Genomic DNA, 13,365 nt, shown 5'->3' with positions numbered 1-13,365 from the left:
CTTCACTGGAGCACTCCATCGGACAAGGCCCCCTGCGGCAGGCCGATACCGGGCGGCGCCTTGGGCGCCGCGGGTTTCGCAGGCGCATTTGCCTTGGGTTTGGCCCTGGCCGCCTTCGGAACCGCCTTGGGCGCGGCAACCTCCGGGGCGGCGCCGCAGGACTGGAACGGAAGCTGCGCCAGGGGCTTGCCGGTCTCCGAGACGATGTTGAGGGTGTCGGGCAGCGCCGTCGCCGCGGCGTCCCACCGCACCGGGCCGCCGGTGGCGGATTCCAGCGCGGCCGGGCTGCCGCCGCGGCGCAAGGCGAACAGGTCGGGGCCGTAGGCGGTGGCGACCTTGCCGGCGATGACGACCTGGAGCACCCGTGTCGTCTCGGGCGTGAGCGGCCGCAGCGGATTCTCCACGGCGATCACGCCCGTGCGCGTGACCCAGACCGAGACGTCCTTGGATCCCTCGTAGAGAGCGGCTTTTCCCTCGCAGACGACGGTGAGTCCGGGCAGGTTGGCCGAGAAGGTCGGAGCCGATTCCGGCTGCGCCGGGCTCTCGGCCGCCGGGGGCGGCGCAGGCTGCACGTCCGCCGGCGCCGCGGCGATGGCGGGCTTTTTGGGTACCGGCTTCTTCTTCGGCGCCGGTTTCGGTTTCGGTTTCGGTTTCGGTTTCGGTTTCGCTGCGGGCGCCGCCTCTTCGGTGAGGACAGGCTCGGCGGCCGGAGCCTCTTGAGCCGTCGCCGCGCCATATCCCAGAGGGTGCCCCAGCATCCCCTGTCCCGGGATCAGGATGGCGGTCATCACCGCCAAGTAGGCGGCCGACAGGCGGTGCGGTCGGCTCATCGGTCCTGTCCGCCGGGCAGCTTGCGCACGGGGTCGTGCTCCACCACGGGTTCGATGTCGAGGATCGGCGCCGAGCGGTCGATCGGGCTGATCCGGGGGGGCTCGATGCTGCGCATCAGTATCTCCTCACCGTCTTCTGCCAGATCCTCCTCCCGCGCCATGCGCAGTTCGGGACGCCGCGAGCGGGCGACCATCGTCGCGACCAGGATTCCGGAAAGGACGAGGACCGCCAGGGCGGACAGGATCAGGGTTGTTTCCATGACGCCGTCAGCGTTAGCCGAGGACGCGCCCGGTTGCACCCATCGCGCGGGAATTTGCAGCCTCGGAGCCGGAACGGTCCTTGCTTCGTGAAGACCGTTATCCGAGCCTGCCGCTCGACCGGCCCCCTCGGCGCGACGATGCGCCAGGGGACAGTCCGGCGGGGTCTTCGGAGACCATCGCCTGAACGTCGTCTGCCTGCCGTATGACGCTCTGCCGCTCTCTTCATCCAACCCGAGGTCGATCGATGCGCATGCATGACCGCAGCCAAGCCGTCGCCGTCCGGGATTCCGAGGGGATCGACCCCGAAAGCCTGGAGCGCGACCTGCTCGGGCTGATCGAGGAATCCCGCGAGCAGGCGGCGGAGGACCCCTTCCGCAATCCCGTTCTGGCGGTGACGCTGGCGATCACCCGGCGGTTCGACCGAGGAGAGATCGTTGAGGACGATCTCGACGGGCTGTTCGTCCGCCTGCGAACCCAGTCCTTGGTCGCCCGTGCGGAGCGGCTGCGTGGCTATGTCGGCCTCGACCGCGACGACGCGGCCGATCCCGGCACGATGATGGCGCCACGGCTCGTGGCCGCCATACCGCAGCGCCAGGGCGACTTCGAGACATTCCGCGATCTCGTCGGTCGCACCGGGTTCGCCGTGGTGTTCACCGCGCACCCGACCTTCGGCATGCCCAAGGCGGTGGCGGCCCTGATCGCCCAGGCCGCCACCGAGGCCGCTCCGGCCGCACGCCTGCCACTTCTGGAGAAGGCCGGCGCGCTATCGACCCGGCCCGACGCCAGGATCAGCCTGGACGACGAATTCGATCAGGCCTGCATCGCGGCCAATCACGGCCGTTCGGCCCTCGATGCCTTCAACGCCGCATTGCTCGATGCCGCCCGCGCGCGCTGGCCCGATCGCTGGACCGAGCTCGTGCCGAAGCCCTTCGCCATCGCGAGCTGGGTCGGCTGCGACACCGACGGGCGGACCGATATCGGTTGGTGGGACACCGTGCGCTACCGCCTCGAATCGAAGCGGATGCAGCTCGACCGGGTGATGCGCGAGCTGCCCCAGGTGGACGCCACCAAGGTGGTCCGCGACCTGACCGCGGGCGCCCTCGCCGCCGTCAATCGTCAGCTCGCCGTGGCCCCGCGCCTCGGCACCAAACCTTCGCTCGAATCGGTGCACCGCTTCGCGCTGGCCCTGATCATCGAGCGCGAACGGGCCCAGACCGATTCCAGCGCGATCCTCGCCGGCCTCGCGGGTGCGATCGGCGGCGTCGAATCCGACGCGGACAAGCGCACCATCGCGATCCTGCGCTCCGGCATCGCCACGCATGGGCTGTCCAACGCGCTTCCGCATTTCCGGCTCAATGCCAGCCAGATCCACAATGCCGTGCGCCGGGTCACCGATCTCGAAGGCGAGCCCACGGACGCGGCGCAGCGCCGCTCGCACCTCTCCACCATCCATGCCCTGCTCAACGACGTGCAGGCGGTGGACGTCGATTTCGGGGCGCTGGCCGCCGAACGGGCCTCGGCCGCGCGGCTGATGATGACGATCACCCAGATCCTCAAGCACGTGGACGGCACGCATCCCGTGCGCTTCCTCATCGCCGAGACAGAAACCGGCTACACCCTGCTCGCCGCCCTCTGGCTCGCGCGGCATTACGGCATCGCCGACAAGGTCGAGATCACGCCCCTGTTCGAGACGGCCTCGGCCCTCGAACAGGGTATCCGCGTCCTCGACGACGCGCTGCGCAACCCGCATTGGCGCACCTACCTCAAGCGCATCGGCCGGCTCACGGTGCAGTTCGGCTATTCCGATTCCGGCCGTTATGTCGGCCAGCTCGCCGCGAGCTTCTGGATCGAGCGGCTGCGCCTGCGCATCACCGAGTTGATGGTGCAGAACGACCTCACCGGTGTCGAACTCGCGATCTTCGACACCCACGGCGAATCCATCGGCCGGGGGGCGCATCCGACCTCGTTGCGTGACCGTCTCGCCTATCTCGCCCCCGAGGATGCCCGCCGCCGCAACCGCGCCGCCGGGATCAAGGTCCGCCTGGAATCGAGCTTCCAGGGCTCGGACGGCTACCTGATGTTCGGGACCCTGCCGCTGGCCAAGGCGACGGTGGAGCGTATCGCCGAACACATCTTCGCCCTCGACGTCGCCGACGACGACACTTTCGCCGACTACGTGCTGTCGGAGGCCGCCAGCGGCGCCGACGAGGCGGACGACCCGATCTACGCGGAGACCGACTTCGCCGCCGAGTTCTTCACGGTGGTGCGCCAGGACATGGAAACCCTGGTGGACGATCCGGGCTACGCCGCGCTCCTCGGCACCTTCGGTCCGGGCCTCCTCGACCGCACCGGATCGCGCCCCGTGGCGCGCCAGACCGACGGGGGCGGCCCGACGATGATCACCCATCCGCGCCAGATGCGGGCGATTCCCAACAACGCGATCCTGCAACAACTCGGCTTCCTCGCCAATTCGCTTCACGGGGTCGGCCGGGCCGCCGGCCGGGCGCCCGACCTGTTCCGCGACATGCGCCGCGACTCGGTGCGGTTCTCCCGGGCCTTCCGCCTCGTTCAGCACGCGGCCAGCGTCGCCGATCTCGACGTGCTGCGCGCCTATATCGACACCCTCGATCCGGCGGTGTGGCTGGAGCGGGCACGTCGGACTCAGCGCGACACCCGGCGGGAGGAGCTCGTCGTCATCGCCGGCGCCCTGGACAACCTGCGTCTGGCACCCGACCTGCGCCGCCTGTTCGGCCGATTGACCTCCGATTGGCTGAGCCTGCAGAGCGCCGCCCCCGATCTCGGCAAGATGTCGGTGCGCCTCACCCTGCTGCACGCGATCCGCCTGGCGCTGATCCACCGGATCTGGTTCCTGGCGGTCCACATCCCCGGCTTCCGGCCGCAATCGGGCATCAGCCGCGAGGCGCTGATCGAGCGTTTCCTGCGCCTCGACGTCGACGGCTGCCTGACGATGCTCGAGGACATCTTCCCGATCACACCGGACCCGACCCTGGGCCTCAATTTCGGCGAGCCCGCAGGCCCGCGCGACGTCGGCACCTACGAGGCCGAGCACAAGACCCTGTTCGAGCCGATCCGCCGCTGTTTCATGCGGGTGCGCGAATTGTCGGGCATGATCCAGCACGAGGTGGGCGCTTTCGGATAAGCGCCAGGCCCCCTCTCCCATTTGGGAAAGGGTTGGGAAAGGCGGCCTTTCGCGCCTCATGGCGATACACCGAATCTTCGGCGGCGCGGCCCGCTCAGGCCGGCTCCACCAGCAGCACCGTCCCCGCGACGCCGGTGATGCGGACGCGGGCGCCCTCGGGGGCGTCGGCACCCGCCACCCGCCACAGGGTGTCGTCGATGCGCAGGCGGCCGAGGCCGTCGGCGATGGGTTGATCGAGGCGGACCTCGCGGCCGATCAGGCCGTGTGCCCCGCGGTTGAGCGCGTTCGGCTGCCCCTTCTGGCGCCGGACCGCCAGGACCACGAACCCCACGGCCAGGATCGCGAACATGACGAGCTGGGCCTGCCACGGCATCGGGATCATCGCGATCTCCAGGCCGGTGACGAGGGCGGCAAGGCCGAACCAGAGCAGGAAGACGCCCGGAAGCGCGAGTTCGGCTCCCATCAGGGCCAGACCGACGAGGACCCAGGTCCAGGACGGCCCGATCTGGTCGAGGAGGTCGACGATCACGATGCAGCTCCGACGTCGGGGGGCAATCCCGAGCTCTTGCGCGGGGCCGGCTTGCGCGGCGCGGTTCCGTCGCCGAACACGCTGCGGGTGATCTCGGCGATGCCGCCGAGGGTTCCGGCCAGGGCCGCGGCCTCGATCGGCACCACCACCACCCGTTGGTTCGGCGCGGTGGCGATGGCTTTGACCGCCTCCACGTATTTTTCGGCCACCAGGAAATTCACGGCCGCGATGTCGCCCTTCGCGATGGCTTCGCTGATCAGGCCGGTGGCCTTCGCCTCGGCTTCGGCGCTGCGCTCGCGCGCCTCGGCATCGCGGAACGCCGCCTCCTTGCGCCCCTCCGCTTCCAGGATCGTGGATTGTTTGCGACCCTCCGCGCGCAGAATGTCGGCCTGCCGGTGCCCTTCGGCCTCCAGCACCGAGGCGCGCTTCTCGCGCTCCGCCTTCATCTGACGCGCCATGGCGCCGGCCAGATCCGCCGGCGGCAGGATGTCCTTGATCTCGATGCGGGTCATTTTCACGCCCCAGGGCGAGGCCGCCGCATCCATCACGCGCAGGAGCCGCTCGTTGATGTCGTCGCGGAGGGAGAGCAACTGGTCGAGGTCCATCGACCCGACCACGGTGCGGATGTTGGTCATGGTCAGGGTCATCATCGCAACTTCGAGATTCGAGACCTCGTAGGAGGCTCGGGCTGCGTCGAGCACCTGGTAGAACACCACCGCGTCGATCTTCACCCCGGCATTGTCGCGGGTGAAGGCCTCCTGGCTCGGCACCTCGATGACCTGCTCCATCACGTTCACGCGCCGGCCGATCCGCTCGACGTAAGGGGCGATGAGACCCAGTCCGGATTCGAGGGTGCGATGATACTTGCCGAACCGTTCCACGGTGAAGACGTGGCCCTGCGGCACGATGTTGATGCCGATCCCGAGTGTCACCACCACGAGCGCGACGAGAGCCACCGCCGCGACGCTCAAGCCGATCGAGAGATCCATCATCGTCCCCGTCACGCGTTGCGTTGAGACCGGCCGGCGGTTGTCTCGCATGCCGGCAGCAACTCTAGGGCAATCCCGAGGTCGCTCGAAAGTCCTATCGCGCCCAGACGCCGAGGTGCTCGGAGCGAGCCCGGTCCTCGGCCGCGACGAGATCGGGGGTCGCCTCCGACGAGGCGCGGCCGCCGCCGTTGAACAGCACCACCTCCGAGAGGTCGCGGCCGTCCACCGCGCAGAGCCGCGCCTCGCTGCCGGCCACCGGCTGGCAGGTGACGCTGCGGCCGGCGAGGTAGCGGGTCAGTTCGTCGGCCTGCCCGCCGCGTACCCACTCGACCCCGAACAGGCGCACGAGCTTGCCGCCGACCCGCAGAGTCGCCGTGTCGATCACCTCGGCCGGGCCGCTGATCTCGTTGGCCTGGAGGACTTTGGGCGCCTCCTCCACCGGAGCAGGGCTGGTATCCTCAGGCGCCCCCGGAGCGGGATTGCCCGACGTCGACGCAGCGCCCGGAGCCTGCGCCGCGGTCTGGGCAGGAGGAGTCGCCTCTTCCCCGCTCCGGCCGGTGAGCACCACGGCGAAGCCGACGATGACGAGGGCGCCGAGGCCGATGGCCAGAGCGCGCCGGTCCAGCGCATCGCGCAGGATGGTGCGGTCGTGCACCCCCTCCCGCATGCGGGAGACCAAATCGGTCAACCGACCGCGAGCCTGCCGACCGCCAGCCTGGAGGACGGAATCCTGGGCGGTCTCGCGGACCGGCTCTCCGGGGCGGGGGCCGCTCGCCGACGCAGAACCCGAAAGGGCTTGAGCCGGCGATGCGGGTGGCGAGTCTTTCGCCGGCATACCGGTCTCGGCGATCGCCGCAGCGGATCGGCGCGGACGCATCTGCGTCCAAGCCTCCGCAGCGGTGGCCGCCATGGCCCGGCTACGATCCATGGAGCGGGCGAAGAGCGCGCGGACACGCAGCGCTTGCGCATCGACGAAGCGCCCCGTGGCCGCCTTGATGTCCGGGGACGAAGCGGCCGGCGTTTCCAGGGAGGTGGCGACCTCCGGCACGGGCTCCACTGGGACGAACAGGGCCGGGTGCTTGCCGCGCAACTCCGCGATCAGGTCGGTCAGGGTCAGAGGACGATCGGTCTCGACGGGCGGACGCGGCAGTCCGGCACGGTCGATCGCCCGATATCCCGGTGCCTCGGGACTCGGTTCGGTGGCGGCGTCCAGCAGCAGTTCGACGGTACGGCGGGCCACCGGGAACACCCCGGCATGCGCCACCGCATCGGCGATCTGCCGGCGCAGGGCGTCCCGCGCATCGTCGGCTGCCGGAGGGGGCAGGGTCCTTTCGTCCAAGATGCTGGCAACTCCGGAAGGAATGACGGGAGGACTGGCGCGATCAGGCGCCGCGGCGTGTGCCCGCTATAGCGCTGAGTGGCCCGGGTCCATAGCGGCGCAGCACGCGGCTCGCCTCACCGACGATGAGCGGCCGGTCGCCGGCAAAGCTCACCGTGAGCACGAGTTCGGACACACCTTGCGACCGGGCGCCGCGACTCGGGCTCTCCGCCCGGAAGTCGAAGGTCGTGTGCACGATGCAGGTGGCGGTCTGGGCGTTGCAGGCGGTGTGCATGCTGCCGCTCTGCGGCGCATAGCGCCGCTCGGGCCAGCGCCGGACGAACTGGCGCTTCTCGGCGATCAATGCCGCCAGCGACAGGGTACGGCCGTGGAACCGCACGCGTTCCGCGTAGAAGCGCGGGGCGGTCGCCACCATCGCGTCGCCGGGCGCCGACACGGTGGCGAGATAGTCGCCGGTGAGGCGCTGGGCGGCGCTGGCCCATTCGGGGAAGCGGGCCTCGGACGCGCCCGGCGGCGGGGTCGCCGGCATGATGGCCGGCCCCTGCGCGAGGCGACGATGGCTCCGGCGCGTGGCCATCCGGCTCGCGGAGCGGGATGGCCCCCGGGCACTATCCTGCGCCGGCTCAGTACCCAGCATCCGGGGCGCGGCGTGCTCGGAGCGTTTCGCCATGCCCCCGCTGCCGGGTGACTCGGGTGCGGCGGCTTCGTTGCGCGTTGGGACCGGCTTCGAAGGGTCCTGGTCCGTACCCTGGGCCAAACCTTGCGATGACCCTTGCACGGTCTCGGGTGGGAGGGGTTCGGGTTGGGTCATCCGCGCCGGGGGATCGACCCAGCCCGGCCGCGCCTGCGCCATGGCCCCACCGGCGGACAGGGCGACGCCGATCAGCGCGGCGGAGCAGACTGAAGACAGACCGTAGCGCATGAAATCATCACCGGAAGTCGCAGCGGAAGGGCGCTGTCCAATCGAGCGGGCTCGACCACATGAACGTCGCCTGAGGCTGCTAAGTTTCCCTGAATCCCGTCGCAGCGACGGCGATCCGCGAAGTGGTTCAGCCTGTTCGCCGAAATTCTGCGCAAGCGTGGCCCTTGCCATCCCCGGGCCACCCCCCACCTTCGGTGTCGTTGGGTCCGGGCCCCTCTGACGGTCGAGGCGTTGACCGTGATGTCGGACCCCTTCTCTGCCTTTGCGCTGACGCGGCGCGAACGCACCGGAGGGTGACACACCCGTGACGTTTCTCCTCGAGCCCGAGCCATGTGCCGTAGTGGGAGGCGCCCGATGAGCGGTGCCCCGGCCCGCCGCGGGCTTCTCCTCGTCAATCCCAATGCCCGCAATGGCGGGTTCTCACTCGATACGGTGCGGGATGCCCTGCGCAGCGGCGGTATCGAGCCGTTCGAGCCGCCGGGCGATCCCGATTGCACGGCCGTCATCAAGCGGCATGCGGCGGAATGCGACCTCGTCATCCTCGGCGGTGGCGACGGCACCCTGAACGCGGCGGCCCCCGCTCTCGTCGAGACCAAGCTCCCGCTCGGCATCCTGCCGCTCGGCACGGCCAACGATCTCGCCCGTTCGCTCGGTCTTCCGGTCGATCCCGTTCAGGCGGCCCGCCTCATCACCACCGAGGAGGCTCGGCCGGCCGACCTCGGCTGCGTCAACGGCCATTACTATTTCAACGTGGCCAGCATCGGCTTCTCGGCGGATCTGGCCGGTGACCTCACCGCCGAATCGAAGAAGATCTGGGGAACGCTCGGCTATGGCATCGCGGCGATCCGGGTCTTGCGCCGGATGCGGCCGTTCACCGTCACGCTCGAACATGACGGACGCACCGAGAAGGTCACCACCATCCAGGTCTCGGTGGGCAACGGCCGGCATTACGGTGGCGGCATGACCGTGGAGGAGACCGCCACGGTCGACGACGGCAAGCTCGATTTCTACAGCCTCGAGGTCGCGCATTGGTGGCGGCTGCTGGCGCTGCTGCCGGCCCTGCGCAAGGGCACACAGGGCAAGGCCGCCGACGTGCGCGCGTTCAGCACCACGGAAATCCTGGTCAGGACCAAAAAACCGCGCCCGGTGAATACCGACGGCGAGTTGTCGACCCACACGCCCGCCCATTTCAAGGTCATTCCCAGGGCGGTGCGAATCTTCTCGCCGGCGCCCAAAAAGCGACCCGGAACGATGGTCACCGGACACGCCGACGCCGTCTAGGAACAGGCGAATCCGGTTGTCCGACACGACCACGCCGAGACACGGAGAGAGAGCCTGCTTGGGATGGCCCGAAAAACGCAGCGGGCTCCGGACTTGCCAGCACAGAGCCTCGGGCGGAGCCTGTTCCGCCTTTTCAATTCCCGGCGCTTCGACCTCCGCAGGGGTCGCGCCCGACCGTCGAGACGCACCGTCCGTGGACAGCATCCTTCAACTCACCGCCGACCCGACCGCCTGGGCCGCGCTCGCCACCCTCATCGTGATGGAGGTGGTGCTCGGCATCGACAATCTCATCTTCATCTCGATCCTCACCAACAAGCTGCCGGCCGACCAACAGAACCGGGCACGCCGGATCGGGATCGGCCTGGCGCTCATCCTGCGGCTCGGCTTGCTCGGCACCGTCGCCTACATCGTCCACCTGACGCAGCCGGTCTTCGCGGTGTTCGGCAAGGGCTTCTCCTGGCGTGACCTGATCCTCATCGGGGGCGGCCTGTTCCTGTTGTGGAAAGCCACCAAGGAGATCCACCACACCGTCGATCCCGATCCGCAGGATGCGACCAGCACCGGGGTGAAGCTCGGCTTCGCCGCCGCCATCGGCCAGATCCTGGTCCTCGACCTCGTGTTCTCCATCGACAGCATCATCACGGCGGTAGGCATGACCGAACACGTGCCGATCATGGTGGTGGCAGTCGTCACCGCGGTCACAGTGATGCTGCTCGCCGCCGATCCGCTCTCGCGCTTCATCGCCGCCAACCCGACGGTGGTGATGCTGGCGCTCGGCTTCCTCATCATGATCGGCATGACGCTGATCGCCGAGGGCTTCGGGGCGCACGTGTCGAAGGGCTACATCTACACCGCCATGGCGTTCTCGGCCGGGGTCGAGGGGCTGAACATGCTGGCCCGGCGGCGCCGGCGGGCCAAGCAGGGCGACCTGGCGGCCAAGGTCTGAACCGACCCGCATCCCCGACGCGGTCGCCGGGAGTGTCATCGCACCATTAAGAAGGGCTCGACCGGGATGCCGGTCGAGCCCTTGTGCGTCGGGGTAGCGAGCCTGCGATGAGAGGTCGGGATCGCCGGGAGGCGGGCTCGGCAGTGAAATCCGGTCTGGGACCTCGGTCGAGACCGAGCCGCCCCTACAGGATCGGCTCCCTGGATGCCGCATCCTCCCGGGCGCAGGCGGCCTGATCGGGGGCCGGACCGCCGGTTGCGACGAGCTTGGCGAGTTCCGTCCGCGCCCGGTCGAGGTCCTGGCGGAAGGTGGCGTCGCCCTGCAGCGCGGCGAAGACGGCGCTCGCTGCGGTGCGGCCGGCCTGGATGTCGGTCATCCAATGGACGCCGCAGACCACGCGGCTTTCGCCATAGGCCCGGGCGCGCAGGAAGAACTGCGTCGCCTTCTCGGGCATCAGCGACGCCATGATCGAGGCATAGGCCCAGCCCTGCGTCGCATGGCTCGAAGGGAAGCCGTAGGCGTTGCCGAGCTCGGACGTCCGCATCACGCAGATCTCGGAATCGTTGCCGACGAACGGGCGCAGGCGCCGATAATGCTCCTTGGGCGCGCGGGTGGCCCGGGAGATGTCGAGGCGCGTCCGCTCCAGCAGCGTCATCAGAGCGGGGGCACGGGACTGGTCGATGCGCTGGCCGAGCACGCACGAGAAATCCTCCAGAATCGCCGAGGCCCCATCGGCGACGTCGATGGTCGCGAGGTCCCAGCGCGGCGTGCCCTTCAAGGCGCGCGTGGCGACGAAGGCCGCCTTGTCGGCGGCCTCGGCCGCGGACTGGCCACGCGGCGGCGGCGGCAGGATCGCGGTGGTATCAGGGGCGTTCGCGTCGGTAAGGTAGGGCGCGCGTGCGGTCTTGCCGGGTACCACCGGGGTCGTGGCGACGGAGGGCGCCGAGGACGGCTTGGCCGGACTGTCTTCGGCCTGAACGGATCCGGGTAGGGCAGCGGTGGCCAGGAGGGCGAAGACGAGGGTCAGGCGGGCCATCGGCGTCTCTGGAATCTCTCGAGTGCTGCCAGGAGGAAGCGGTGCGCTTCCATACGGTTCCCGTGCAACGGAGATATGGCAGGCGACACCTGAACGCCGACCGACATCCTTTGGCGTCAGCCCTTCTCGGGCTCAGGCCGTGTCGCGGATCGCGGCGGCGACTTCGCCCGGATATTCCTCATGCGGGCTCAGCGCGCCGGGAATCGTCGCGCGCGCCACATGGCCGGTGGCGATGAGCGCGTCCATCTCGGCACCCGAGCGGCGGGGCGCCCGCTCCGGCCGCAGGACCGTGATCGGCGGCAGGCCGTCATCCTCGAACAGAGCGAGGAAGTCCTTGCGTGTGTCGTAGGGGTCGAGGCCGCCGGTGACGAAGGCGGCGGTGCCGAACCGGCCTCCGGTCTGGCGCGTGATCGCATGCTTGTCGGCGATCACGCCGGGCGTCACGTGGGCGGAATCGGCATAGACGTGGGCGCGCATCATCTTGCCGATCACCGGGCGGCTGATGTTGATGCGGTAGAGCGCATCGCCGATCAGCGGCATCTCGACGACGCGGCGGATGCCGGCGAACAGGCCCGCGCGCTCCGGGCCCATGGCCGTCGGCAGCGGCCCGCGCCAGGTCGGTGCCACGAGTACGAGGCGCGCGAACATCCCGGGATGTCGGGTCGCCGCCGCAACCAGATAGCCGGCGGCGTGGCCGGCCGCGATCCCAATGGCGTAAGGGCCCGGCAGGGTGGCGAGCAGGGCGTCGAGGAAGGCGTGCATGGTCGCCGGATTCATCGGCACGCGTGCGCGCAGATGTTCGCCGAAGCCCGGCCAATCGGGCACGAGACAGCGATGGTCGAGGCCCAGATCCTTGGCGAGTGCCCGCATTTCCGCCCGCGCCGAGATCGACGACAGGGCCGGCAGCAGCAGGGCCTCGGGCCCGCTGCCCACCACGTCGCAGGGGGTGGGCACACCACGCCCGGCGATCTTCAGGACGAGATTGCGGGAGGCGTGGGCCGGTTCGATCATCGCTCGCGGTCTCTTCGGCTTACCATTCTCTCGGCTTAGCGCCCGCGTATCGGCCAGAAACGCGGAGTCCGGTTCGGCGCCGTCGATGCGACTCGGGAGACTGCAACCGCCCACCCGGAGGTGGACGTTGCAGCCCGAAAAGCCATGCGACGCGGGGCCTCATCCCAGGCGCCGACGCGTTTCGCTCAGGTGCGCAGCAGCTCGTTGATGGCGGTCTTGGAGCGTGTGCCGGCATCGACGCGCTTGACGATGACCGCGCAGTAGAGGCCCGGGCCGGGCGAGCCGTCCGGCAGATCCTTGCCGGGCGTGGTACCCGAGACCACCACGGAATAGGGCGGCACACGGCCATACATGACCTCGCCGGTGGCGCGGTCGATGATCTTGGTGGAGGCGCCGATATAGACACCCATCGAGAGCACGCTGCCCTCACCGACGATCACGCCCTCGGCCACCTCGGCGCGGGCGCCGATGAAGCAATTGTCTTCGATGATCACCGGATTGGCCTGCAGCGGCTCGAGCACGCCGGCGATACCGGCGCCCCCCGAGATGTGGCAGTTCTTGCCCACCTGCGCGCAGGAGCCGATCGTCACCCAGGTATCGACCATCGTGCCCTCGCCCACATGGGCGCCGAGGTTGATGAAGGACGGCATCAAGACGGCGCCCGGCGCGATGTAGGAGCCGCGGCGCACGAAGCAGCCGGGAACCGCACGAAAGCCCGCCTCGCGAAACTGCTTCTTCTTCCAGCCCTCGAACTTCGACGGTACCTTGTCCCACCAGTTCGCCCCGTCCGGGCCACCATGGATGATCTCCATGTCGTTGAGCCGGAAGGACAGCAGCACCGCCTTCTTGAGCCATTGGTTGACCTGCCAGTCGCCGCCCTCGGCCTTTTCGGCCACCCGCGCCTTGCCGGAATCGAGGAGGTCGAGCGCCTCTTCGACGGCGTCGCGCACGGCGCCCTTGGTGGAGGTGTCGATGTCGGCGCGCGCCTCCCAGGCGGTCTCGATGGTCGTGGCGAGGTCGGCGTGGGACATGTCGGCTTCCGGGCGTGATGGAGAGCCCTG

General features: G+C 69.4%; 12 protein-coding genes. 3 read left to right on the top strand and 9 right to left on the bottom strand.

Annotated features, from left to right (window positions below):
- Positions 1–2 precede the first annotated feature (2 nt).
- Together G3T14_RS01285 and G3T14_RS01280 are read right to left on the bottom strand one after the other, a co-directional pair.
- Complete coding sequence (locus tag G3T14_RS01285; RefSeq protein ID WP_204262532.1) at positions 3–830, bottom strand: hypothetical protein; 828 nt, start codon at positions 828–830, stop codon at positions 3–5.
- Positions 827–1,090 carry a hypothetical protein gene (locus G3T14_RS01280; protein WP_163639195.1) on the bottom strand — a complete coding sequence of 88 codons (264 nt, stop codon included), beginning with the start codon at positions 1,088–1,090 and terminating at the stop codon, positions 827–829. Before G3T14_RS01280 ends, G3T14_RS01285 begins: the two co-directional genes overlap by 4 nt.
- 251 nt (positions 1,091–1,341) lie before the next feature.
- On the opposite strand from G3T14_RS01280, the gene G3T14_RS01275 reads away from it, so the two are divergent.
- Positions 1,342–4,251 (top strand): phosphoenolpyruvate carboxylase, encoded by a 2,910-nt coding sequence (locus G3T14_RS01275; protein WP_246732851.1) that lies wholly within the window; start codon positions 1,342–1,344, stop codon positions 4,249–4,251.
- A 94-nt stretch (positions 4,252–4,345) separates the two neighbouring features.
- On the opposite strand, the gene G3T14_RS01270 is transcribed toward G3T14_RS01275, so the two are convergent.
- From G3T14_RS01270 to G3T14_RS01255, 4 genes are all read right to left on the bottom strand, one after another.
- Positions 4,346–4,780, bottom strand: coding sequence for an NfeD family protein (locus G3T14_RS01270; RefSeq protein WP_163639193.1), 435 nt, complete (start codon positions 4,778–4,780; stop codon positions 4,346–4,348).
- Positions 4,777–5,769 carry an SPFH domain-containing protein gene (locus G3T14_RS01265; RefSeq protein ID WP_163639323.1) on the bottom strand — a complete coding sequence of 331 codons (993 nt, stop codon included), beginning with the start codon at positions 5,767–5,769 and terminating at the stop codon, positions 4,777–4,779. Before G3T14_RS01265 ends, G3T14_RS01270 begins: the two co-directional genes overlap by 4 nt.
- Positions 5,770–5,863: 94 nt before the next feature.
- The gene (locus tag G3T14_RS01260; protein WP_204262531.1) at positions 5,864–7,108 is read right to left on the bottom strand and encodes a hypothetical protein; all 1,245 of its coding nucleotides are present in this window, start codon (positions 7,106–7,108) and stop codon (positions 5,864–5,866) included.
- A 43-nt stretch (positions 7,109–7,151) separates the two neighbouring features.
- Positions 7,152–8,030 carry a hypothetical protein gene (locus tag G3T14_RS01255; protein ID WP_163639192.1) on the bottom strand — a complete coding sequence of 293 codons (879 nt, stop codon included), beginning with the start codon at positions 8,028–8,030 and terminating at the stop codon, positions 7,152–7,154.
- Between the two features lie 354 nt (positions 8,031–8,384).
- Between G3T14_RS01255 and G3T14_RS01250 the strand changes: the two genes are divergently transcribed.
- Together G3T14_RS01250 and G3T14_RS01245 are read left to right on the top strand one after the other, a co-directional pair.
- Positions 8,385–9,311 (top strand): lipid kinase, encoded by a 927-nt coding sequence (locus tag G3T14_RS01250; RefSeq protein ID WP_163639191.1) that lies wholly within the window; start codon positions 8,385–8,387, stop codon positions 9,309–9,311.
- Positions 9,312–9,504: 193 nt separating this feature from the next.
- Positions 9,505–10,257: a TerC family protein gene (locus tag G3T14_RS01245; RefSeq protein ID WP_163639190.1), complete on the top strand. Its 753-nt coding sequence runs from the start codon at positions 9,505–9,507 to the stop codon at positions 10,255–10,257.
- A gap of 184 nt (positions 10,258–10,441) precedes the next feature.
- On the opposite strand, the gene G3T14_RS01240 is transcribed toward G3T14_RS01245, so the two are convergent.
- From G3T14_RS01240 to dapD, 3 genes are all read right to left on the bottom strand, one after another.
- A complete protein-coding gene (locus G3T14_RS01240) occupies positions 10,442–11,293 on the bottom strand; it encodes a phosphatase PAP2 family protein (protein WP_163639189.1) in 852 nt (283 codons plus the stop codon).
- Positions 11,294–11,425: 132 nt separating this feature from the next.
- Complete coding sequence (locus G3T14_RS01235; protein WP_163639188.1) at positions 11,426–12,304, bottom strand: alpha/beta hydrolase; 879 nt, start codon at positions 12,302–12,304, stop codon at positions 11,426–11,428.
- Positions 12,305–12,489: 185 nt separating this feature from the next.
- Positions 12,490–13,335, bottom strand: a complete 846-nt coding sequence (dapD, locus tag G3T14_RS01230) for a 2,3,4,5-tetrahydropyridine-2,6-dicarboxylate N-succinyltransferase (protein ID WP_163639187.1) — start codon at positions 13,333–13,335, stop codon at positions 12,490–12,492.
- Positions 13,336–13,365 lie beyond the last annotated feature (30 nt).

This window comes from Methylobacterium sp. BTF04 (assembly GCF_010692745.1).
GTDB lineage: Bacteria > Pseudomonadota > Alphaproteobacteria > Rhizobiales > Beijerinckiaceae > Methylobacterium.
Note: the sequence above shows the minus strand (reverse complement) of the source record. Positions and strands in the feature narration are given on the sequence as shown.

What these genes read in the sequence shown, in the direction of transcription:
- dapD (WP_163639187.1), bottom strand. Translation starts at nt 13,335, where the DNA reads ATGTCCCACGCCGACCTCGCCACGACCATCGAGACCGCCTGGGAGGCG.
- G3T14_RS01250 (WP_163639191.1), top strand. Translation starts at nt 8,385, where the DNA reads ATGAGCGGTGCCCCGGCCCGCCGCGGGCTTCTCCTCGTCAATCCCAAT.
- G3T14_RS01275 (WP_246732851.1), top strand. Translation starts at nt 1,342, where the DNA reads ATGCATGACCGCAGCCAAGCCGTCGCCGTCCGGGATTCCGAGGGGATC.
- G3T14_RS01240 (WP_163639189.1), bottom strand. Translation starts at nt 11,293, where the DNA reads ATGGCCCGCCTGACCCTCGTCTTCGCCCTCCTGGCCACCGCTGCCCTA.
- G3T14_RS01255 (WP_163639192.1), bottom strand. Translation starts at nt 8,030, where the DNA reads ATGCGCTACGGTCTGTCTTCAGTCTGCTCCGCCGCGCTGATCGGCGTC.
- G3T14_RS01235 (WP_163639188.1), bottom strand. Translation starts at nt 12,304, where the DNA reads ATGATCGAACCGGCCCACGCCTCCCGCAATCTCGTCCTGAAGATCGCC.
- G3T14_RS01285 (WP_204262532.1), bottom strand. Translation starts at nt 830, where the DNA reads ATGAGCCGACCGCACCGCCTGTCGGCCGCCTACTTGGCGGTGATGACC.
- G3T14_RS01280 (WP_163639195.1), bottom strand. Translation starts at nt 1,090, where the DNA reads ATGGAAACAACCCTGATCCTGTCCGCCCTGGCGGTCCTCGTCCTTTCC.
- G3T14_RS01265 (WP_163639323.1), bottom strand. Translation starts at nt 5,769, where the DNA reads ATGGATCTCTCGATCGGCTTGAGCGTCGCGGCGGTGGCTCTCGTCGCG.